The following is a 20747-nucleotide window of genomic DNA, read 5'->3' on the forward strand; positions in this document are numbered from 1 at the left end:
CGTTCAGGAGAGCATGCGTCGCCATTAACGACCCTAATGGAAATCCCTGGAAACGGAGTCCATGGCCGGGAGCAGGTCGCTGAAATCGTGCAGGCGGGTCGCCACGAGGTGGCGCACGCCGTCGATGGCCTGCCACTGGCCGTCGACGGCGAGCAGGACCGCATCCAGAAGGGCATGGCGGCAGGCCTCGGCCACCTTGGGCCGGACGATCACGTTGACCTGTCCGGTCTCGTCTTCCAGTGTGACGAAGGTGATGCCGCCGGCGGTCTGCGGCCGCTGGCGCACGGTGACCAGACCGGCATGGCGCAGCCAGGCACCGTTGCGTTCACCGTCGAGGTCCCTGGCACGCCGCGCGCGTCGGGCCAGCAAGTTCTTGCGAATGAGCCGTAGCGGGTGCGCCGTGAGCGAAAGCCCGTGGGTGGCATAATCGGCGAAGACGTTCTCCGCCAGGGTGGGGGGGCGCAGGACCGGGCGCGCCTCCGCGACCGCATCGATGAGAGGCAGGCTGCGCTCGATGCCGGAGCTTTCCCAGCGCGCGCGATGGCGATGCCCGCTGAGCACGCGCAGGGCGCCCGCGTCGGCGAGGCGTTCGCGTTCGAAACGGTTGAGGTCCGCGCGCCGGGATAGGTCGGCGAGGTCGCGGAAAGGCGCCGCTTCGCGCGCGGCGACAATCCGTTCGCCGAGGCCGGCAGACAGGCCGCTCACCATGCGCAGGCCAAGCCGCAGGGCATGTCTCCCGGGTTCAGGACCGACGGGTTCGAGCGTGCAGTCCCAATGACTGGCCGTGACATCCGGCGGCCGTACTTCCACCCGATGCCTGCGCGCGTCGGCCACGAGTTGCGCGGGTGCATAGAAGCCCATGGGCTGGCTGTTGAGCAGGGCGCAGGTGAAGACTCCCGGGTGGTGGCACTTCATGTACGACGACGCATAGGCGATGAGCGCGAAACCCGCCGCATGCGATTCGGGGAAGCCGTAGCTGCCGAAGCCCTTGATCTGGTCGATGATCTGCTGGATGAATTCGGGCGAATAACCGTTCGCCGCCATGTTCCTGCGGATCCTCGGTTCGAATTTCTCCACGCCGCCGCGGCGCTTCCACGCGGCCATGGACCGACGCAGGTCGTCGGATTCGTCGGCGGTGAAATTCGCCACCACCTGCAGGAGCGCCATGACCTGTTCCTGGAAGATGGGCACACCCAGCGTGCGCTCCAGCACGGGCTTCACGCCTTTTTCGTAGACGACTTCTTCCCGGTTCTTCCGCCGTTGCAGGTAGGGATGGACCATGCCGCCCTGGATGGGGCCGGGACGCACGATCGCCACCTGGATCACCAGGTCGTAGTACTCCCGTGGTTGGAGGCGCGGCAGCATGGACATCTGTGCGCGCGACTCGATCTGGAATACGCCGATGGTGTCCGCTTCCCGGATCATCGCGTAAGTGCGCTCGTCGTCGGGAGGAATGTCGGCAAGCCGCCTGTAGTCGGGCCCTCCCTGCGCGCGCAGCAGGTCGACCGCCTTGCGCATGCACGTGAGCATGCCGAGGGCGAGGCAGTCGACCTTGAGCAGCTTCATGGTTTCCAGGTCGTCCTTGTCCCACTGGATCACCGTTCGATGGTCCATCGCCGCGTTCTCCACCGGCACGAGGTGGTGGAGCGGCGTGTCGGAAATGACGAAGCCGCCCACGTGCTGGGAAAGGTGCCGCGGCATGCCGACCAGCTCGTCCACCAGCAGCATGAGTTGGCGGATGGTGCGGCTCGTCACGTCGAAGCCGCGTTCGGTCAGGCGCTCGACGATGGAGACGTCGCCGTGCGCATGCGAATAGGCGCGGCTCAGCTGGTCGAGCTGGTCTTCGGACAGGCCCAGCGCGCGACCGACGTCGCGCGCGGCGCTCTTGGAACGGTAGCTGATCACCGTGGCGGCGAGGGCGGCGCGCTCGCGTCCGTACTTGTCGAACACGTACTGGAGGACTTCCTCGCGCCGCTCGTGCTCGAAGTCCACGTCGATGTCGGGCGGTTCGTCGCGCTCGATCGAGATGAAGCGTTCGAACAGGGTGGACACCTGGGATGGGTTCACCTCGGTGATGCCGAGGCAGAAGCAGACCACCGAGTTGGCCGCCGAACCGCGGCCCTGGCAGAGGATCTGTTTCGAACGGGCGAAACGGACGATGTCCTCGACGGTGAGGAAGAAGGCTTCGTATTCCTTGTGCGCGATGAGCGCCAGTTCCTTTTCGATGCGCTCGACGATGGACGGCGGCACTTCGTCCGGCCAGCGCGTGGCGGCCCCCTCGTAGGTCCGGCGACGCAGGTAGGTGGCCTGGTCGAGGCCCTCGGGGACCAGTTCGCGCGGATAGACGTAATGGATCCGGCGGATGTCGAATCCGGTGCAACGTGCGGCGACGGCGAGCGTTTCCTCCATCATGTCGCGCGGATAGATGCGCGCGATCGTCTCGCGCCTGCGCAGGTGGCGTTCGCCGTTGGGGAAGAGCGCGTGTCCGGCTTCGGACAATGGCTTGTTGATGCGGATCGCGGTCATCACGTCCTGCAGGGCCCGGCGGCTCCGCAGGTGCATGTGGACATCGCCCGCGGCCACGCAAGGCAGGCCGTGACGTTCGCCGAGTTGGCGCATCGCGGCCAGCTCGGCCTCGTCGTGCTGGCCGCGATGCAGTTCCACGGCGAGCCGTGCGCGCCCCGCGAAATGCGCCGCCACCCAGGTGGCGCGCGCGTCGTGCGTCGCCGTGTCGGTGGCGCCGTAAGGACCCGGTGCCCAGAGCAGGCAGAGGCCCGCGCCCAGGGTTTCGAGGTCGGCGCGATGCAGTTCGTAACGTCCCTTGGGCGCACGCCGCCGGGCGAGCGTGATCAGTCTGCACAGCTCCGTGTATCCGGCCTGGTTCTCGACGAGGAGGACCACGACGGTACCGTCGGAAAGGCGGAACTCGCTGCCCACGACGAGGGGCAGGCCGGTGTCGAGCGATGCTTCCAGTCCGCGCACGATGCCGGACAGCGAGCATTCGTCGGTGATGGCGAGCGCGGCATAGCCGATGGCCTTCGCCCGCTCGAACAGCTCCCGCGCACTGGATGCGCCACGTTGGAAACTGAAATCGCTGAGCGCATGCAGTTCGGCATAGGCGGGGACATCGCTGTCCTCGTCGTTGGCCGGTGTCAGATTGGCTGTATCGAGCTGCATCATGATGAAAATGTAGGAGCCGCTACAGCGGCGAGAAGCCAACGGAGCGATGAAGCGGCGAGGCGGGTTCCCTCGCCGCTATAGCGGCTCCTGCCGTCGGGCGAAATCCATGGTCAGGCGAACCAGCCGTGCAGCATCCAGCCGTCGAGGGTGCCGGGCGGCAGGTAGGCCCAGGCCTGCTGTCCCTGTGCCGTGCGCACGATGTAGTAATCGCGACGCGTATCGCCGCCATCCCACCAGCCGCTTTCGATGCGCTCGGGGCCGGCGAGCACGGCCGCCGGTTCCGGGCGCATCGGTTGCGGCCGCGGCAGGAGCCAGAGGGGCCGGCGACGTCGCGGCGGAGATACCGTGTCGCCGGGCCTGCCGTAGCGGGAGGCGTATTCGGGACGGTGATCGGCGACCAGCGCGATCTGGCGCAGCGCCGCGTCGCCGAGGCGTGCGCGCAGGCGCTCGTCGAGCGTGGGCCAGTCCAGGCCGTCGCCGCGCACGGGTTCGAAAAGGTCGCGCACGGGCGGTCGGAATACCGGCAGTTCGGCGGCGTCGAGTTCGATCGCCCGCGCGGGAGCGGGCAGGGAGGCACGTTCCAGCCGCGTGCGCGCCAGTTCGAACAGGCGCTCGGCATCGCGCTGCGGTGCGGCCATGGCGACCGCGATACGCGTGGCCTCGCCGCGCGCATGCTCGAGGGTGAGCGTGAAGCGCTGCACGCCGCCGTCGCGTGCGGCAAGCTGGTTGGCAAGCGCGCGGGTGAGCCGGCGCAGCGGGAAGAGCAGCGGTTGGCTGCCGTCCAGTTCGCCGTCGAACTCGATTTTCTGCCGGAAGCTTGCCGGCGGCTGCCATGCGGGCAGCACGTCGGACGCATGGCCCCGCACGCGGTCGAGCCAGTTCACTCCCTCGCGTCCGATGCGCCGCGTGAGTTCGGGACGCGGCAGACGGAACACCTCGTCGAGGCGGCGGAAGCCCATCGCCTGCAGCGAGGTCACCGTGGCGGCGGGCAGCCCGCTCTGCTTCAGCGGCAACGCAGCGAGCATGCGCCGCACGCCCTCATGCTCCGGCAGCACGATCCCATCGGCGCTGGCGGCGAACACCCAGGACGCCGCGGCGAACGGTGTGGCCGCCAGCGTATGCGCATGACCCTGTCCGGCCAGCCCCGCGCGCAGGCGTCCGGCCAGCAGGGGCCAGCCGTCGAAAAGGCGCAGGCTGGCGCCGACCTCCATCAGGATCGCGTTGGGTGGCACGAGGCTCACATGGCCGCTGAACTGGTAGCACCAGGCGGCCAGTTCGGCGAGCAGGCGTTCTTCCGCGCCGGGATCGCGCGGACGTACTTCGAGAGCGGGACACAAGGCGCGCGCAGCGGCCAGGCTCTGTCCTCGACGCACACCGAAGGATGAGGCTTCGGTGTTCGCCGCGGCGATCAGACGCTGGCGCGCCTTGTGGTCCAGCAGGGCGGAGGGGCCTGCCTCCGGCACCACGGCGAAGGCGGCGGAGAACGCCAGGCCGGGAAAGCGGAGACAGGCCCAAAGCATGGCTGCGCGAGCATCGTCAGGCACGCATGCGCAGCAGCGGAGCAGTGGTGGTCAGCAGACCGCGCGACTTGAGCACGTCCACGTAGGTGGCTTCGTCGCTGTTGCTGACCTTGAGGCGGAGCGCGGCCGGGCTGTTCTGCGCGGCGTGCGCGGCGGGACGGAAGAGCATGGCGCACGCATCGCCGCTTTCCGCGGCCAGCTGCAGGCGGCGCAGGCTGCGGTAATCGATCTCGGGCAGCCAGCCGACCACCGCGCCGCAGCAGCCCGAACGCAGGCACTGTTCCATGCTCCACGCGGCCTCGGTGCTGCCGGCGTGGATTTCGTGCAGGAAGCGCAGGTCCACTCCGGCCGCCGCGAGCGCGGGGGCGTAAGGCAGGTAGGGCGGAGCGACGAAGATCACCCGGCGGTGTTCCTGGGTGAGCGCGGCCAGTGCGGGCATCACCAGGTCCAGCTCGCCGAGGCCGTCGTGCTCGAACAGGATCTCGCTCAGTGCGCCCTGCGGCCAGCCGCCGCCGGGAAGCTTCGCGTCCAGCGAGGTCCAGCCCGTGGACAGCGCGCGCACGCGCGGCTGGCGATCGGCTGACCGGCGCCAGATACCGGGATGGTCGAGCACCTGGGCAAGGGTCGGGGTGGCGATGGCGTTCATGGTCAGGTCCTGCGGATGATGCCGACGTAACGCCCTTCGATGGCGAACGCATGGCGGCGTGGATCGACTTCGATGGGGGCGAAGTCGGGGTTTTCGGGGAGCAACAGGAGACGGTCGCGCTCGTGCTTCAGGCGCTTCACGGTGACTTCGTCGTCGAGGCGCGCGACGACGATCTGGCCGTCGTTCGCCGTGGCGGTCTTGTGCACGGCGAGCAGGTCGCCGTCGAGGATGCCCGCGTCGCGCATGCTCATACCCACCACGCGAAGGAGGTAGTCGGCGCGCGGGCGGAACAGGGAGGGATCGACTTCGAGCTGCGCCTCGATGTTCTCTTCCGCGAGGATGGGCGAACCCGCGGCGACGCGGCCGATCAACGGCAGGTCGTTCGCGGCGGCGATGCCGCGGAAGTCGCTGGGCTCCCGCCTTCGCGGGAACGACGACAGGTAACCCGCGTCGCCGGCCGGCAGGCGCAGGCCACGATGCTGCGGCGAGCGCTCCAGCACGCCCTTCTTCACCAGCGACTCCACGCAGGCCTGGGCGGAACTGTGGCTGGAGAAGCCCAATGCCTCGGCGATCTCGCGCAGCGTGGGAGGAAGCCCCTGGCTCTGCAGGTATTCCCGCAGGAAGGCGAGGGTCTTTTGCTGACGCTCTGTAAGGGAAGGTGTCGACATGTGTACATTTGTACATATGTACGAGGAGCGGCGCAAGAGGCGACGAGGGATTGCACGTTGTTGCACGATTGCATACAGTGCTGCGCATTCACTCCTGAAAGGAAGCCGCATGCATCCCGCACGAGCGACGCGCCTGATCTTCCTTCTCTCGGGGATCGGCATGGCCAGTTGGGCGCCGATGGTCCCGTACGCAAAAGCCAGGCTCGGCCTCGACGAAGCCGCGCTCGGACTCGTGTTGTTGTGCATGGGGTGCGGTGCCGCGGCGGCCATGCCGCTGGCAGGTTTCCTGACCCATCGCTACGGCAACCGCGACGTGATCGGTGTCAGTGCCCTGATGGTCTGCCTGGCCTTGCCCTTGCTGACGATCGCGCCGGACGCGTATTGGCTGGGTGCCGCGCTGCTGTTCTTCGGAGCGTCGCTGGGCGTGGTCGATGTGTCCATGAATGCGCATGCGGTGGACGTGGAAAAGCACGCCGGCAAGCCGATGATGTCTGGATTCCACGGCCTTTTCAGCGTGGGCGGCCTGGTCGGCTCCGCGGGCATGGCGGCGCTGTTGAAGGCGGGCGCACCGCTCACCGGCAGCGCGTTGGCCGTGGGCGGCGGCCTGCTCGCCATCGTGGCCACGCAATGGCGGCACTTCATGGTTCGCCTGCACGACGCGGACGAAACGCATTCGATCTTCCGCCTGCCTTCCGCCGCCGTGCTCCTGCTCGGTTTCCTCTGCCTCGTGGTGTTCCTGGCCGAAGGCGCGATGCTGGACTGGAGCGCGGTGTTCCTGCGTTATTCGCGCGGCTTCGATCCTTCGCTCGCCGGCCTGGGCTATGCGGCGTTCTCCATCGCGATGGCCTGCGGCCGTCTCCTCGGCGACCGCATCACGGCCTCGGTGGGGCGGGTGACGATCGTCCGCGCCGGTGCCTTCGTCGCCGCGCTGGGTTTCTTCCTCGCCACCATGCTGCCGTGGACGTCCGCGGCGCTGCTGGGCTTCGTGCTCGTCGGCGTGGGCGCATCGAACATCGTCCCCGTGCTGTTCAGCGCCGCCGGCCGCCAGCCGCGTACCTCGCCGGGCATCGCCATCGCCACGGTGACGTCGCTGGGCTACGCGGGCATGCTCGCGGGACCGGCGGCGATCGGTTTCGTCGCCCACCGCAGCAGCCTGTCCATCGCCCTCGGCGGCGTGGCCGTGCTGCTCGTCGTCGTCTCGGCCTGCGCGTCCATCGTGCGGCGTTAAGCAAACCAGGGAGTCATCATGCATAGCAAACGCGATGTCGTGATCTTCGATTTCGGCGGCGTCCTGATCGACTGGAACCCGCGTTACCTTTATCGCAAGCTGTTCGGCGACGACGAGGCGGCGATGGAAACCTTCCTTGCGGAAGTCACCACGCCGGAATGGAACCTGCAACAGGACGCGGGACGCTCGTGGGACGAGGCGGTGCGCCTGCTCACGGCGGAGCATCCGACGAAAGCGGAACTCATCGCGGCCTACCAGCACCGCTGGGAGGAAACGCTCGGCGGTCCCATCGACGACAGCTTGCATATCCTGCGCGAACTGAAGGAAGCGGGGCATCCGCTTTACGGTCTCACCAACTGGTCGCAGCAAACCTTCCCCGTGGCGCTCGAACGCTTCGACTTCCTCGCGCTGTTCGACGGCATCGTCGTATCGGGCAGGGAGGGCATGGTGAAGCCCGACCCGAAACTCTACGAAACCCTGCTCGAGCGCTACGACATCGATCCGTCGCGCGCCGTCTTCATCGACGACAACAGGACGAACGTGGATGCCGCGGAAGCCTTCGGCATCCACGGCATCCATTTCCATACGCCGGCGCAGTTGCGCGCCGAACTGGTGGAACTCGGCTTCCTGCCGCGATGAACGCGCCGTTCGACACCACGCTGCCGCGCGAGCGGCAGCAACTGATCCTCGAGCGGCTGGGCCGCGACGGGAAGGTGGTCGCCGCCGATCTCGCCCTGGAATTCCGCGTCTCGGAGGATTCCATCCGCCGCGACCTGCGCGACCTGGCGGCACAGGGCCTGTGCCGGCGCGTGTACGGCGGCGCCTTGCTCATGCAGCACGTGGCGCCGCTGGGCGAGCGTCATGCGGAACGCGCGGAACTGAAGCGCTCGCTCGCGCGCGTGGCCGCGGGGCTGGTCGGGGAAGGGCAGATCCTCTTCGTCGACGCCGGTTCGACCAATACCGCGCTGGCCAAGGCGTTGCCCGACCATCGCGACCTCACGGTGGTGACCAATGCGCCGGACGTGGCGATGGCGGTGCTCGGCCGCCCCGGTTTCGAGGTGATCCTGCTCGGCGGCCGGGTGGATCCGCGGATCGGCGGCGCGATCGGATCGCGCACGGTGCGCCAGGCGCAGGACATCCGCGCCGACCTGTGTTTCCCGGGGGTATGCGCGATCGATCCGGAACGGGGGCTGTGGACCTTCGACGAAGAAGAGACCGTGTTCAAGCAGGCCATCATCGAGGCCAGTGGGGAAACCGTCGCCATCGCCACGCCGGACAAGCTGGTGGCCTCGGCGACCCATCATACGGTGCCGGTGACGGGGATCGCGCATCTGGTGGTGGCGGGCGACACCGATCCGGCGCTGGTGTCGCGCTATCGCGCGGCAGGCGTGGCGGTACATATATAACGAATGTGGGAGCCGCTATAGCGGCGAGAAGCCAACGCAGCGGTGTAGCAGTGAGGGTTGTTGCCCAGCGGTGTAGCGGCGAGGGTTGTTGCCCTCGCCGCTATAGCGGCTCCTACAACGTAAGCTGCGTCAGCCGGCTTTCTTCTTCGCCAGGCGCAGCCACGTATCCACCACGGTATCCGGATTCAGCGACATCGACTCGATGCCCTGTTCCATCAGCCATTCGGCAAGGTCCGGATGGTCCGAGGGGCCCTGGCCGCAGATGCCCACGTACTTGCCCTTCTCGCGCGCCGTGCGGATCGCCATCGCGAGCAGCTTCTTGACCGCCGCGTCGCGCTCGTCGAACAGGTGGGCGACGATGCTCGAGTCGCGGTCGAGGCCGAGGGTGAGCTGGGTGAGATCGTTCGAGCCGATCGAGAAGCCGTCGAAGATGTCGAGGAACTCGTCGGCCAGCAAGGCGTTCGACGGCACTTCGCACATCATGATGACCTTGAGGTCGTGCTCGCCCTGGACCAGGCCGTTCCGGCGCAGGACGTCCACCACCTTGCGGCCTTCGTCCAGCGTGCGCACGAACGGGATCATCACCCACACGTTGGTGAGGCCCATCGTCTCGCGTACGTACTTCACCGCCTTGCACTCGAGCGCGAAGGACTCCGCGAAGCCCGAATCGACGTAGCGGCTGGCACCACGGTAGCCGATCATCGGGTTTTCTTCGTGCGGCTCGTAACGCGAGCCGCCAAGCAGCCCGGCGTATTCGTTCGACTTGAAGTCGGACAGGCGCACGATCACCGGCTTCGGGTACACCGAGGCGGCGATGGTCGCGATGCCTTCGCCCAGGCGGTCGACGTAGAAAGAGACGGGATCCTTGTAGCCGGCGATGCGCGCGTCGATGCGCGCCTTCGTCTCGGCGTCCTGCTTCGCGTATTCGAGCAGCGCCTTGGGATGCACGCCGATATGGCTGGCGATGATCATCTCGAGGCGGGCGAGGCCGATGCCGGCGTTGGGCAGCATGCCGAAGTCGAACGCGCGCTCCGGATTGGCCACGTTCATCATGATCTTGAGCGGCGCCTCGGGCATCGCGCCCAGGTCGGCGGTGATGCGCTCGAACTTCAGCGTGCCTTCGTAGATCGTGCCGGTATCGCCTTCGGCGCAGGAGACGGTGACGTCGGTGCCGTCGGGAATGGTATCCAGGGCGTTGCCGCAGCCGACGACGGCCGGGACGCCGAGCTCGCGAGCGATGATCGCGGCGTGGCAGGTGCGGCCGCCACGGTTCGTGACGATCGCCGCGGCACGCTTCATCACCGGCTCCCAGTCGGGGTCGGTCATGTCGGCCACGAGCACGTCGCCGGGCTGCACCTTGTTCATGTCGGCGAGCGAGCGGATGACGCGCGCCTTGCCGGCACCGATCTTCTGCCCGATGGCGCGGCCTTCGGTGAGTACCTTGCCCTTTTCGCCGAGCTGGAAACGCTCCAGCGTGGTGGCGTGGGAACGCGACTTCACCGTTTCCGGGCGGGCCTGCACGATGTACAGCTTGCCGGTGTGGCCGTCCTTCGCCCACTCGATGTCCATGGGGCGGCCGTAATGCTGCTCGATGACCAGGGCCTGGCGCGACAGCTCTTCCACGTCGGCATCGTCGATGCAGAAGCGATGGCGGTCCTGCACCGGCGTTTCCTCGATGCGCACGCGCTCGCCAGGCTGGTCCGAATAGACCATGCGCTGCTGCTTCGCGCCGAGGCTGCGGCGGAGCACCGCCGGCTTGCCGTCACGCAGCGTGGGCTTGAACACGTAGAACTCGTCCGGATTCACGGCGCCCTGCACGACCATCTCGCCGAGGCCGTAGGAACCGGTGACGAACACCACGTCGCGGAAGCCGGATTCGGTGTCGAGGGTGAACAGCACGCCCGAGGCGCCGACGTCGGAGCGCACCATGAGCTGCACGCCGGCGGAGAGGAAAACGTCCTCGTGCTTGAAGCCCTGGTGCACGCGGTAGGCGATGGCGCGGTCGTTGTACAGCGAGGCGAAGACTTCCTTCACCTTGTGCAGCACGTCGTCGATGCCGACCACGTTGAGGAAGGTTTCCTGCTGGCCGGCGAACGAGGCGTCGGGCAGGTCTTCCGCGGTGGCCGAGGAGCGCACGGCCACCGCGATGTCGGCGGCCCCGGCGTCCTTGCAGAGCCTGGCGTAGGCCTCGCGGATGGCTTGCTCGAGGTCGGCGGGCAGGGCGGTATCGACGATCCAGCCACGGATCTCCTTGCCGCCGCGGGTCAGTTCGTCCACGTCGTCCACGTCGAGGGTGGCAAGGCGCTCGGCGATGCGCTTCGCGAGGCCGCTCTTCTCGAGGTAGGTCTGAAAGGCGTCGGCCGTGGTGGCGAAGCCGCCCGGCACGGAGACACCCAGTTTCGCCAGGTTGCCGATCATCTCGCCAAGGGAGGCGTTCTTGCCGCCCACCTTGCCCAGGTCGGTCATGCGTAGCGCGTCGAGCCAGAGTACCAGGTCGCTCAAAGGGAAATCCTCACATCGGTTCGTCGGGTCGGCGGCGGGCCGCGCTGGAAAATCCACTTATTGTCGTGGGGCCGTCCGCGCGGAAACAAGGCGCGACGCACAAACGTTCAGGGATCATGCGGGGTAGATCGTCAGGACGGCGTCTTGAGATAAGGTTGGCCCATGGACCACCCGCAGGGAAAAAGCCCGATGCGCCGCACCGTGTTCTTCATCTCCGACTCCACCGGCATCACCGCCGAGACCATCGGCAACAGCATGCTGGCCCAGTTCGAGGGGGTCCAGTTCGATACGCACCGGCTGCCGTTTATCGACAATCCCTCCAAGGCGGAGGCGGCGGCGCTGCGGATCAAGACGAAGTACGCCCAGGACGGCCAACGTCCCATCGTGGTCAATACGATGACTTCCCGGAACCTCTGCGACATCGTCGCCGGCAGCGGGGCGCTGATGCTGGACGTGTTCGCCCCCTTCATCGAGCCGCTGGAGGCGGAGCTGGGGGCGAAGCAGTCGGGCGCGGTGAACCGGTCCCATGGCCTGGTGGACTTCGAGCGCTACGAGGCCCGTATCGAGGCGACGAACTACGCCCTGGCGCACGACGACGGCCTGGATGTCGACTACAACCAGGCCGATGTGGTGCTAGTGGGCGTGTCCCGCTCGGGCAAGACCCCCACCTGCCTCTATATGGCCTTGCATTACGGGGTCTGCGCCGCCAATTACCCCCTCACGGACGACGACCTCGACAAGCTCGAACTGCCGATGCGCCTCCGCCCTTATCGAAGCCGGCTGTTCGGGCTCACCATCGACCCCGTCCGCCTGGCGCAGATCCGCGAGCAGCGCCGTCCCGGCAGCCGCTACGCCACCTTGAAGCAATGCCGTTGGGAACTGGAGCAGGCCGACCGGCTGATGCGACGCGAGAACATACCGGTCCTCAACACCACGCACACGTCGATCGAGGAAATTTCGAGCAAGATCTTCGAGTACCTCGGCATCGAGCGCCACATGTATTAGACAGGAACCTTACGGAGCAACGCCGCCCCCATGACCGCCGTCATCGAACGCCCCACCGCCCTCATTCCCGGACGCTTCGAGTTCCTGATGGGCCTGTACGCGGAGAACTACCACCGCCTGGCGCGGCTGTTCGCGCCGCAACGGCTGGCACCGGGGCGCTACGTTTCCGACGTGGACGACGGGCTGAAGGTGCTGCTCGACGTGCAGGAAAAGCACCCGTACACGCTCGAACTCGAGCTGACCTACGACTTCCTCGACGAGACCACGGGCCAGCCGTCGCCGTCCGCGCAGCTGCGCATGTACACCGATGCGCACGTGGCCGAGGCCATGCATTGCCATCCCGGGCGCAAGCTGTGGCAGGTGCTGGGGCCGTTCCCGGCCGCGCACACCGTGCTCCAGCACCGCCTGCGCATGAACGGCTTCCTCAGCCGCTGGCTGGAATACCTGGCGGAGCAGGGGCATTCGATCGGCACGCTGTCGCGGGTGGAAGAGTCGCCGCGTCCGCAGGAACCGTCCAGAATGTAGGAGCCGCTATAGCGGCGAGGAAACCTTGCGACGGCGCCGCGGTGCGTTCTCGCCGCTATAGCGGCTCCTACAGCAAGGGACCTGCCTTTCCTCTTCATCGCTCCGTGGGCTTCTCGCCGCTATAGCGGCTCCCACAGTTCTTGGAGACAAAAAAAATCCGCCGGAAGGCGGATTCTTCTTTGGAAGTAATGGCGGAGCGGACGGGACTCGAACCCGCGACCTCCGGCGTGACAGGCCAGCATTCTAACCGACTGAACTACCGCTCCACACTTACGTTCCAACTTCCAACAACAACCAACTTCCTTCGTCCTTTACACTCTCCGGCGGACCGGAAAGTGGCGTCCCCACGGGGATTCGAACCCCGGTCGCCACCGTGAAAGGGTGATGTCCTAGGCCTCTAGACGATGGGGACGTACTAGAAGTTGGTGGAGCCAGCCGGGATCGAACCGGCGACCTCCTGCATGCCATGCAGGCGCTCTCCCAGCTGAGCTATGGCCCCCTGCTGGAAGCCGCAAAGATTACGTCCGGGACGGGATTCCGTCAAGCATTCATTACACTTTTTTTGAATTTATTTTCGACGCTTCGAGAATGACGAGGCCTGGCGCGCACTTGCGCCGGTGCCGCGATTTCCGTTCTTTCGTCGCTGCACGCCATCCATGACGGGACACGGGTTAACCTGTTCCCGGACATCCACAGGGAACGGCATGCACGGCATCGTTTTCATCCAGGACCTGGCCACGGTGATGCTCGTGGCCGGACTCACCACGGTGCTCTTCCAGCGCCTCAGGCAACCCGTCGTGCTCGGTTACATCATCGCCGGCGTGCTGGTCGGGCCGCACACGCACCCGGTGGTCTTCATCCACGACGAGGAAACGATCCGCACGCTCTCGGAGCTGGGCATGATCCTGCTCCTGTTCGCCCTGGGCCTGGAATTCAGCCTGAAGAAACTGCGCGCGGTCGGCGGCGCGGCCCTTGTGGCCGCCTTCGCCGAGATCGTGCTGATGATATGGATCGGCTACGAGATCGGCCGCTTCTTCGGCTGGTCGGCGATGGATTCGCTGTTCCTCGGCGCCATGCTTTCGATCTCGTCGACCACCATCATCATGAAGGCGCTCGAGGACCTCGGCCTCAAGCGCGAACGCTTCGCGCAGCTGATGTTCGGCATCCTCATCGTGGAGGACCTCCTGGCGATCGTGCTGATGGCGTTGCTGACCGGTATCGCGGGCACCGGCGGCGTGGAGGCGGGACAAGCGCTCGCGGCGGTCGGCAGGCTGGGCCTGTTCATGGCGGTGTCGCTGGTGGTCGGGCTGCTGCTCGTGCCGCGCGTGGTCGACTACATCGCCCGGGTCAGCCGCAACGACGTCCTCCTGGTGGCCGTGCTCGGCATCTGCTTCGGCTTCTGCCTCCTGGTGACCGAAATGGGTTACAGCGTGGCCCTCGGTGCTTTCATGATCGGCGCGATCGTGGCCGAGTCGGAAAGCGTGGCGCGGATCGAGCGCATCGTGACGCCCGTGCGCGACATGTTCAGCGCGATATTCTTTGTCGCCATCGGCATGCTCATCGATCCAAAGCTGCTGCTCGAGTACGCGTGGCCGATCACGGTAGTCACCGTCGCGGTGGTGCTCGGCAAGGTGGTCACCTGCAGTTTCGGCAGCTTCGTCGCCGGCAACGACGGGCGCACGTCGCTGCGCGTGGGCATGGGTCTCGCACAGATCGGCGAATTCTCGTTCGTCATCGCCTCGCTCGGCCTCACGCTCAAGGTCACCAGCGGGTTCCTCTATCCCGTGGCCGTGGCGGTCTCTGCGATCACCACCTTCCTCACGCCGTACCTGATCCGTTCCTCCGATCCGCTGGCCCGGTTCCTTGGCCGGGCGCTACCGAACCGCGTCACAGGCGTCTTTGGCGCCTATACGGAGTGGATGGGGAGCCTGGGCCTGCAAGGGCAGGGCGCCGTCGTGATGAAGATGATCCGCCGGCTGGTCTGGCACGTGATCATCAACACGGCCCTGGTGGTGGCGGTCTTCATCATCGCGGCCTTCGCCTATCGCCGCGGCTTCCTCCACCTCGACCTGCTGAGCGACGATCCCACGGTGCGCCGCAGCCTGGCCTGGTCCCTGGCCGCGCTGTTCTCCCTGCCCATGATCGTCGCCGCGTACCGCAAGGCCGGGGCCCTGGGGATGCTCCTCGCGGAACTGTCGATCCCGGACCGGTTCGGGGCGCGTACGTACCGTATCCGCGCCGTCCTCGGCCGGATCATTCCCCTGGTGGCCATGGCGGTCATGGGCCTGCTCGTGGCGGCGCTGGCTTCCACGATCCTCCCGCCCCGGGAGGTGGCCCTGGTGCTGGTCCTGGTCGGCGTGGGGCTCACCTGGCTGCTCTGGCGGGTGCTGGTTCAGGTACATGCCCGGCTGCAGGCGGCCATCCGCGATACCCTCGAAAAGCCGGGCCAGGACCACCCGGAGTGACGGGGGCCGCATGCCATGAAATATTCCTGAACTTTTCGCGTGAAAGCCTGTCTCTCGCCCCGTCATTGCAAGCTGGGCGCGAACCACCGCACAATGGCGTTTCTGCCTCCACAAGGAGGTGTACCGGCGGCCTCGCCGAATCTTTCCAAGAGAGGGAGTATCGAATGAAGCACTTTTTGCGTCCCACGATGACGGCCGTCGCCCTGGCGGTTGCGCTGGGTACGGCCGCGGGCGCATCCGCCCAGGCCGCCAAGCCGGCGGCACCCGTCGACAAGCAGAAGGCCAGCTATGTCGTCGGTTGGGATCTGGCCAGCTCGCTTCCGCCGCTCGTCGCGAAGGAAGTGGATGCCGCCACGGTCGCCAAGGCTCTTCAGGCCGCCCTCTCGGGCCAGAAGCCGACCATGTCGGAAGCCGAGGCCAAGTCGGTCCGCGAGGCCTTCGTCGCCCAGCTGAAGGTCAAGGCCGAAGCCGAGTACAACAAGGTCGCGACCGAGAACAAGAAGGAGGGCGATGCCTTCCTCGCCAAGAACAAGAGCGCCCCGGGCGTGAAGGTCACCTCGTCGGGCCTGCAGTACCAGGTCGTCCAGGCCGGTACCGGCCAGCGTCCGGGCCCGAACGACACGGTCACGATCAACTACACCGGCACCTTCGTGAACGGCGAGAAGTTCGACTCCTCGGCCGACCACCAGCCGGCCGGCCCGGCGAAGATTCCTCTCGCCGCCGTGATCCCGGGCTTCCGCGAAGGCCTGCAGCTGATGCAGACGGGCGGCAAGTACAAGCTGTTCATCCCCTCCAGCATCGCTTACGGCGCCAAGCCGGAGAATGGCTTCCCGCCGAACGCGACGATCATCTTCGACGTCGAACTGCTCAAGACCGAAGCGACCCCGGCCGGCAAGGCCCCGGCGGCTCCGGCCGGCGGCAAGTAAGCCCTCGCGCCATCTGCGACACCGAAGGGCGCGGAGCGATCCGCGCCTTTTTTGTTCCGGCCCTGTAGCAACTGTCTTTGTGGGAGCCGCTTCAGCGGCGATGGGTGCTCGCGGCACGCTGCCCCGCTGCCGCGGGATCGCCGGCGTAACCGGCTCCCACAAGGTTCCCTTAGGGCCCGCTTCTGTAGGAGCCGCTATAGCGGCGAGGGGGAGGGCACCTTGCCGCTTCATCGCTTCGTGGGTTTCTCGCCGCTATAGCGGCTCCTACGGGGGCGGACTACAATTGTTCGTTACGACGATTGAAGTCGAAAGCTCCGGGAGCGGCATGAAAGTCACGATCTTCGGCACCGGCTACGTGGGCCTCGTCACGGGTGCCTGCCTCGCCGAGATGGGCAATCACATCGTCTGCGTCGACGTGGACGCGCGGAAGGTCGAGCGGCTCGAGGCCGGCGACATCCCCATCTTCGAGCCCGGCCTGGAACCGATGGTGGTGCGCAACCATGCGGAAGGCCGACTGGCCTTCACCACCGATGCCGGACCGGCCATCGACCATGGCGATATCGTCTTCATCGCCGTGGGCACGCCGCCCGACGAGGACGGCAGCGCCGACCTGCAATACGTGCTGGCCGTGGCGAAGACCATCGGCGACCACATCGACCGTTACACCGTGGTGGTGAACAAGTCGACCGTCCCGGTCGGCACGGCCGACCGCGTCCGCGCCGCCGTGGCCGCGCGGCTGGAAGCGCGAGGCGTGGACGTGCCGTTCGACGTCGTGTCGAACCCCGAATTCCTGAAGGAAGGCGACGCGGTGGAAGACTGCCTGCGTCCGGACCGCATCATCGTCGGCGCGTCGAGCCAGAAGGCCATCGGCGTCCTGCGCAAGCTCTATGCGCCGTTCAACCGTAACCACGACCGCATGGTGGTGATGGACGAGCGTTCCGCCGAGCTGACCAAGTACGCCGCGAACGCGATGCTCGCGACGAAGATCAGCTTCATGAATGAGATCGCGAACATCGCCGAGCATGTCGGCGCCGACGTGGAACTCGTGCGCCAGGGCATCGGTGCCGATCCGCGCATCGGTTACCACTTCATCTATCCGGGTGCCGGCTACGGTGGCTCCTGTTTCCCGAAGGACGTACAGGCGCTGGCGCGCACGGCCCATACGGTCGGCTACGATGCGCGTCTGCTCGATGCGGTGGAAGCGGTGAACGACGCGCAGAAGTCGCGACTGTTCGCACTGCTCTCGAAGCACTTCGGCGGCAAGCTCGAGGGGCGGACCATCGCGGTATGGGGTCTCGCGTTCAAGCCGAACACCGATGACATGCGCGAAGCCTCGAGTCGGCGTCTCATGGAACAGTTGTGGGACGCCGGTGCCAAGGTGCGCGCCTTCGATCCCGAAGCGGCGGACGAAACGCGGCGCATTTACGGCGAGCGCGACGACCTCGCACTGGTCGATCGTCCCTACGACGCCCTGGATGGCGCGGACGCGCTGGTCATCGTCACCGAATGGAAGGCCTTCCGCAGCCCGGACTTCGCGCGGGTGAAGTCGCTGCTGGGCACGCCGGTCATCTTCGACGGGCGCAATCTCTACGATCCGGTCGCGGTCGAAGAGGCGGGTATCGCCTATTACGGCATCGGTCGTGGCCGCAGTGTCAGCGGAAACGGGCATGGCTGAGATCGACGAACGCCTGACGGAACTCGAGGTACGCCTCGCCTTCGTCGACGATACGGTCAACGGTCTCTCGTCGGCGGATGCGGAAATCGCGCGCCGGCTGGACCTGCTGGAACGGGCCGTGCGCGACCTGCGCGCGGATCTGGTGAACATGCGTGCGGGCCTCGGCAGCGATCCTGCGACCGAGCCCCCGCCGCCGCACTACTGAGCATCGAACGAGCCTTACCGAACATGGCAGAGTCCCTGCGCGACCAATTGTTGAAGAGTGGCCTCGTGAAGGAAATTCGCGAGGAGAAAAGGACGTCCGCGCCGCAGCGGCAAGGCGGCGGTTCCGCCAGCGGCCAGCCTTATGCGGGCAACCGGAAGCAGGGCGGCAGGCCGAACCCGGGCGGGAAACCGCAAGGTGGCGGTAAGCCCAACCAGGGCGGTCGGCCGTCGCAGGGCGGCCGGCCCGGCACCGGGCGCCCGTCGCCGAAGGGTGGCGAGATCGATCTCGCGAAGGCCTATGCCATCCGTGCCCAGAAGGAAGCCACGGAGCGGAAGCAGGCCGAAGCGGAGGCTGCCGAGCAGGCACGCCTGCGCAAGGAAAAAAAGCGCAAGGTGGAAGAACTGCTGAAGGGCAAGGCGCTGAACATCGCCGACGCCGACCAGGTGCGGCACTTCCCGTATGGCGAGAAGATCCGCCGCGTCTACGTGGATGCGAAGCAGCTCGCCGCATTGAACGCGGGCGAACTGGGCATCGTGCAGCAGGGTGGCCGTTATCTCGTCGTCGAGAAGGCGGTGATCGTGGAGCTGCGCGGCATCGCCCCGGAATTCATCGCGCTACTGGTCGATCCGGAGGCGAAAAGCGAAGCGGACGACGGCGTGCCCGACGACCTGATGTGGTGAGTTTTCATGGTGGGAGCCGCTGAAGCGGCTCCCACACAAAGCCCGCAAAAGATCAGGCCGCCGGCGCCGAAAGCTCGGGATTCTCCCAGCCTTCCTTCCGTGCGAAACGGACCCCGTGCTTCTGTTCCAGCTTCGCCAGACGCTCGCGCACCACGGCGAGGCCTTCGCTGCGCACGTACTGGATCGGGCCGCCGCGGAACGGGGCGAAGCCCGTGCCGAAGATGACGCCGGCATCGAGCAGGTCGGCATCGTCCACCACGTTCTCGGCGAGGCAGGCGATGGCCTCGTTGATCATGGGCAGGATCATCCGGTCCTGGATATCCGTCGGCGGCACGTAATCGGGATCCACTTCCGGCTTCTCCGGCTTGCTGTCCTTCCAGACGTACATGCCTTCGCCATCTTTCTTGCCGCGCTTGTTCGCCGCGATCTTCTCCTCCAGGCCCAGCGGTACCTCGAGGCCGAGAAACGGCGCGAGTTCGCGGCCTACCGAGGCGCAGACGTCGAGCCCGACCGTGTCGGCCAGCTCGATCGGCCCCATCGGCATCCCGAACTTCTTCGCCTCGCGATCGAGTACCGGGCCGGGCACGCCTTCGTTGTACAGGCGCATCGCTTCCATGAGGTAAGGCATGAGGATGCGGTTGACGAGGAAACCGGGCGTGCCCTTGACCGGCACCGGCAACTTGCCGATGGCCTTGCAGAAGGCGAAGGCGCGCTTCTCGATCGCCGGATCCAGTGCGTCGTGACGCACCACTTCCACCAGCGGCATCTGCGCGACGGGATTGAAGAAGTGCAGGCCGAGGAAGCGCTGCGGCGCCCTCAGGCCCTGGCGCAGTTCGTCCAGAGGAATGGACGACGTGTTGCTCGCCAGGATCTCGTCGGCCTGGAACGTCGGTTCGATCGCGGCGTAGAGCGCGTGCTTCGCCTCGGGGTTCTCGAAGATCGCCTCGATGGCGAGGTCGGCATCGGCGACGCCGCTGCCTTCGACGTCCGCGCGGAGGCGACCCATGGCCGCCTCGACCCTCGCGGGGGATTTCAGTTTCTTCTCAAAAAGAGCGCGTGCGCGGGCGATCGCCGGTTCGACGAAGCGCGCCTCGCGGTCCTGCAGCGTGACCTGGAACCCCTTCAGCGCGGACCATGCGGCGATGTCGCCGCCCATGGTGCCCGCGCCGACGACGTGCACATGCGAAATGCCATGGTCGACGCCGCCGCCAAGTCCCTTGAGACGCTCCTGCAGGAAGAAGACGCGGATGAGGTTGCGCGCCGTCGGGGTGGTGGCGAGCTTCGCCACCGATTTCGCTTCCAGCTTCAGGCGCTGCTGGATGCTGCCGCCACCGCGTGCCCAGGTATCGATGAGCGCGAAAGGTGCCGGGTAGTGCTCCTTGCGCACCTTCGCCGCCGTCTGTTTGCGCACCATGGGCGCAAGGACGGCGCGCGCGAGAAGGGTGTTGGTGGCCCAGCCTTTCGCCCGTTGCGCGAACGGGCGTGTCGCCGGACGGCGCGCGAGTTCGCGCGCCTCCGCAAGCAGCTCGTCGGGGCGGGCGAGGCGGTCGACCAGGCCCACCGCCTTTGCCCGGCGGGCGTTGAACGGCTTGCCGGTGAGCATCGCGGGAAGCGCGTCGGGCGCACCGATGAGGCGCGGCAGCCGGGCGCTGCCGCCCCAGCCGGGATGGATGCCGAGCATCACCTCGGGCAGGCCTATCTTCGTCGCCTCGTCGTCCGCGGCGATGCGCAGGCGGCAGGCCAGGGCGAGTTCGGTGCCGCCGCCCATGCAGGGGCCATGGATGGCGGCCACGGTCGGGCAGGGCAGGCGGGCGAGGTTCTCGAACACCCGCTGCCCGTTCTCGATGTTCTCGAGCACCGTGCCGGTCTGCGCGTATTCCACGAACTCGCGGATATCGGCGCCCACCGCGAAACCCATGGGCTTGGCCGAATGGATGACGACCCCGCGCGGCGCCTCGATGGCGAGCCGTTCGACGAGGGTGTCCAGTTCGTCGAGCACCTCGCGCGACAGCGCGTTGGCGCTGGCGCCCTCACGGTCCAGGGTAAGGACGACGATGCCGTCGTCGCCCTCGCTGGTCTTCCAGTGCTTGAATCGAAGTCCTTCGAACATGGCGGA

16 protein-coding genes and 3 tRNA genes are annotated in these 20747 nt (G+C 66.9%); 10 read left to right on the top strand and 9 right to left on the bottom strand.

The annotated features are described in order from the left end of the window. Positions 1-33 precede the first annotated feature (33 nt). From HBF32_RS02150 to lexA, 4 genes are all read right to left on the bottom strand, one after another. Complete coding sequence (locus HBF32_RS02150; RefSeq protein ID WP_338039725.1) at positions 34-3180, bottom strand: error-prone DNA polymerase; 3147 nt, start codon at positions 3178-3180, stop codon at positions 34-36. Positions 3181-3290: 110 nt separating this feature from the next. Then, on the bottom strand, positions 3291-4700 hold the full coding sequence (locus tag HBF32_RS02155; protein ID WP_166697988.1) for a Y-family DNA polymerase: 1410 nt from the start codon (positions 4698-4700) through the stop codon (positions 3291-3293). Between the two features lie 16 nt (positions 4701-4716). Next, positions 4717-5346, bottom strand: coding sequence for a translesion DNA synthesis-associated protein ImuA (imuA, locus tag HBF32_RS02160; protein ID WP_166697989.1), 630 nt, complete (start codon positions 5344-5346; stop codon positions 4717-4719). Between the two features lie 2 nt (positions 5347-5348). Further along, on the bottom strand, positions 5349-6014 hold the full coding sequence (gene lexA / locus HBF32_RS02165; protein WP_166697990.1) for a transcriptional repressor LexA: 666 nt from the start codon (positions 6012-6014) through the stop codon (positions 5349-5351). A 109-nt stretch (positions 6015-6123) separates the two neighbouring features. Here lexA and HBF32_RS02170 point away from each other — a divergent pair, with 109 nt between their 5' ends. Genes HBF32_RS02170 through HBF32_RS02180 form a run of 3 tightly spaced genes read left to right on the top strand, consistent with a single transcriptional unit; the run spans position 6124 to position 8648 of the window. After that, positions 6124-7242, top strand: a complete 1119-nt coding sequence (locus HBF32_RS02170; RefSeq protein ID WP_166697991.1) for an MFS transporter — start codon at positions 6124-6126, stop codon at positions 7240-7242. A gap of 18 nt (positions 7243-7260) precedes the next feature. Continuing rightward, on the top strand, positions 7261-7881 hold the full coding sequence (locus HBF32_RS02175) for an HAD family hydrolase (RefSeq protein ID WP_166697992.1): 621 nt from the start codon (positions 7261-7263) through the stop codon (positions 7879-7881). Continuing rightward, on the top strand, positions 7878-8648 hold the full coding sequence (locus HBF32_RS02180) for a DeoR/GlpR family DNA-binding transcription regulator (protein ID WP_166697993.1): 771 nt from the start codon (positions 7878-7880) through the stop codon (positions 8646-8648). Before HBF32_RS02175 ends, HBF32_RS02180 begins: the two co-directional genes overlap by 4 nt. A gap of 129 nt (positions 8649-8777) precedes the next feature. On the opposite strand, the gene ppsA is transcribed toward HBF32_RS02180, so the two are convergent. Further along, positions 8778-11150, bottom strand: coding sequence for a phosphoenolpyruvate synthase (gene ppsA / locus HBF32_RS02185; protein WP_166697994.1), 2373 nt, complete (start codon positions 11148-11150; stop codon positions 8778-8780). Between the two features lie 189 nt (positions 11151-11339). Between ppsA and ppsR the strand changes: the two genes are divergently transcribed. After that, positions 11340-12155, top strand: coding sequence for a posphoenolpyruvate synthetase regulatory kinase/phosphorylase PpsR (ppsR, locus tag HBF32_RS02190; RefSeq protein WP_166697995.1), 816 nt, complete (start codon positions 11340-11342; stop codon positions 12153-12155). A gap of 30 nt (positions 12156-12185) precedes the next feature. After that, positions 12186-12680: a DUF1249 domain-containing protein gene (locus HBF32_RS02195; protein ID WP_166697996.1), complete on the top strand. Its 495-nt coding sequence runs from the start codon at positions 12186-12188 to the stop codon at positions 12678-12680. Positions 12681-12869: 189 nt separating this feature from the next. On the opposite strand, the gene HBF32_RS02200 is transcribed toward HBF32_RS02195, so the two are convergent. The 3 genes from HBF32_RS02200 to HBF32_RS02210 all read right to left on the bottom strand — a co-directional run bounded on the left by HBF32_RS02200 (position 12870) and on the right by HBF32_RS02210 (position 13179). Then, positions 12870-12946 (bottom strand) — tRNA-Asp (locus HBF32_RS02200). A 70-nt stretch (positions 12947-13016) separates the two neighbouring features. Further along, positions 13017-13092: transfer RNA gene (locus HBF32_RS02205), tRNA-Glu, on the bottom strand. A gap of 11 nt (positions 13093-13103) precedes the next feature. Continuing rightward, positions 13104-13179: transfer RNA gene (locus tag HBF32_RS02210), tRNA-Ala, on the bottom strand. Between the two features lie 205 nt (positions 13180-13384). Between HBF32_RS02210 and HBF32_RS02215 the strand changes: the two genes are divergently transcribed. From HBF32_RS02215 to HBF32_RS02235, 5 genes are all read left to right on the top strand, one after another. Next, positions 13385-15145 carry a cation:proton antiporter gene (locus HBF32_RS02215; RefSeq protein WP_166697997.1) on the top strand — a complete coding sequence of 587 codons (1761 nt, stop codon included), beginning with the start codon at positions 13385-13387 and terminating at the stop codon, positions 15143-15145. 164 nt (positions 15146-15309) lie between these two features. Further along, positions 15310-16071 (top strand): FKBP-type peptidyl-prolyl cis-trans isomerase, encoded by a 762-nt coding sequence (locus HBF32_RS02220; protein ID WP_166697998.1) that lies wholly within the window; start codon positions 15310-15312, stop codon positions 16069-16071. A gap of 325 nt (positions 16072-16396) precedes the next feature. Beyond that, on the top strand, positions 16397-17746 hold the full coding sequence (locus HBF32_RS02225; RefSeq protein ID WP_166697999.1) for a UDP-glucose dehydrogenase family protein: 1350 nt from the start codon (positions 16397-16399) through the stop codon (positions 17744-17746). Beyond that, positions 17739-17951 (top strand): SlyX family protein, encoded by a 213-nt coding sequence (locus HBF32_RS02230; protein ID WP_166698000.1) that lies wholly within the window; start codon positions 17739-17741, stop codon positions 17949-17951. Before HBF32_RS02225 ends, HBF32_RS02230 begins: the two co-directional genes overlap by 8 nt. Positions 17952-17974: 23 nt before the next feature. Further along, positions 17975-18631 (top strand): DUF2058 family protein, encoded by a 657-nt coding sequence (locus tag HBF32_RS02235; protein ID WP_166698001.1) that lies wholly within the window; start codon positions 17975-17977, stop codon positions 18629-18631. Between the two features lie 52 nt (positions 18632-18683). Here HBF32_RS02235 and HBF32_RS02240 read toward each other — a convergent pair whose 3' ends face one another. After that, entirely contained in the window at positions 18684-20741 is a 2058-nt protein-coding gene (locus tag HBF32_RS02240; RefSeq protein WP_166698002.1) for a 3-hydroxyacyl-CoA dehydrogenase NAD-binding domain-containing protein, read from the bottom strand. Positions 20742-20747: the final 6 nt, after the last annotated feature.

The organism is Luteibacter yeojuensis, assembly GCF_011742875.1.
GTDB classification, from domain to species: Bacteria; Pseudomonadota; Gammaproteobacteria; order Xanthomonadales; family Rhodanobacteraceae; genus Luteibacter; species Luteibacter yeojuensis.

Bases quoted from the DNA above. Each gene is read 5' to 3' on its own strand.
- HBF32_RS02225 (WP_166697999.1), top strand. From the start codon at position 16,397: ATGAAAGTCACGATCTTCGGCACCGGCTACGTGGGCCTCGTCACGGGT.
- imuA (WP_166697989.1), bottom strand. From the start codon at position 5,346: ATGAACGCCATCGCCACCCCGACCCTTGCCCAGGTGCTCGACCATCCC.
- HBF32_RS02155 (WP_166697988.1), bottom strand. From the start codon at position 4,700: ATGCTTTGGGCCTGTCTCCGCTTTCCCGGCCTGGCGTTCTCCGCCGCC.
- HBF32_RS02240 (WP_166698002.1), bottom strand. From the start codon at position 20,741: ATGTTCGAAGGACTTCGATTCAAGCACTGGAAGACCAGCGAGGGCGAC.
- lexA (WP_166697990.1), bottom strand. From the start codon at position 6,014: ATGTCGACACCTTCCCTTACAGAGCGTCAGCAAAAGACCCTCGCCTTC.
- HBF32_RS02180 (WP_166697993.1), top strand. From the start codon at position 7,878: ATGAACGCGCCGTTCGACACCACGCTGCCGCGCGAGCGGCAGCAACTG.
- HBF32_RS02175 (WP_166697992.1), top strand. From the start codon at position 7,261: ATGCATAGCAAACGCGATGTCGTGATCTTCGATTTCGGCGGCGTCCTG.
- HBF32_RS02235 (WP_166698001.1), top strand. From the start codon at position 17,975: ATGGCAGAGTCCCTGCGCGACCAATTGTTGAAGAGTGGCCTCGTGAAG.
- HBF32_RS02230 (WP_166698000.1), top strand. From the start codon at position 17,739: ATGGCTGAGATCGACGAACGCCTGACGGAACTCGAGGTACGCCTCGCC.
- HBF32_RS02195 (WP_166697996.1), top strand. From the start codon at position 12,186: ATGACCGCCGTCATCGAACGCCCCACCGCCCTCATTCCCGGACGCTTC.
- HBF32_RS02170 (WP_166697991.1), top strand. From the start codon at position 6,124: ATGCATCCCGCACGAGCGACGCGCCTGATCTTCCTTCTCTCGGGGATC.
- HBF32_RS02150 (WP_338039725.1), bottom strand. From the start codon at position 3,180: ATGATGCAGCTCGATACAGCCAATCTGACACCGGCCAACGACGAGGAC.
- ppsR (WP_166697995.1), top strand. From the start codon at position 11,340: ATGCGCCGCACCGTGTTCTTCATCTCCGACTCCACCGGCATCACCGCC.
- HBF32_RS02220 (WP_166697998.1), top strand. From the start codon at position 15,310: ATGAAGCACTTTTTGCGTCCCACGATGACGGCCGTCGCCCTGGCGGTT.
- HBF32_RS02215 (WP_166697997.1), top strand. From the start codon at position 13,385: ATGCACGGCATCGTTTTCATCCAGGACCTGGCCACGGTGATGCTCGTG.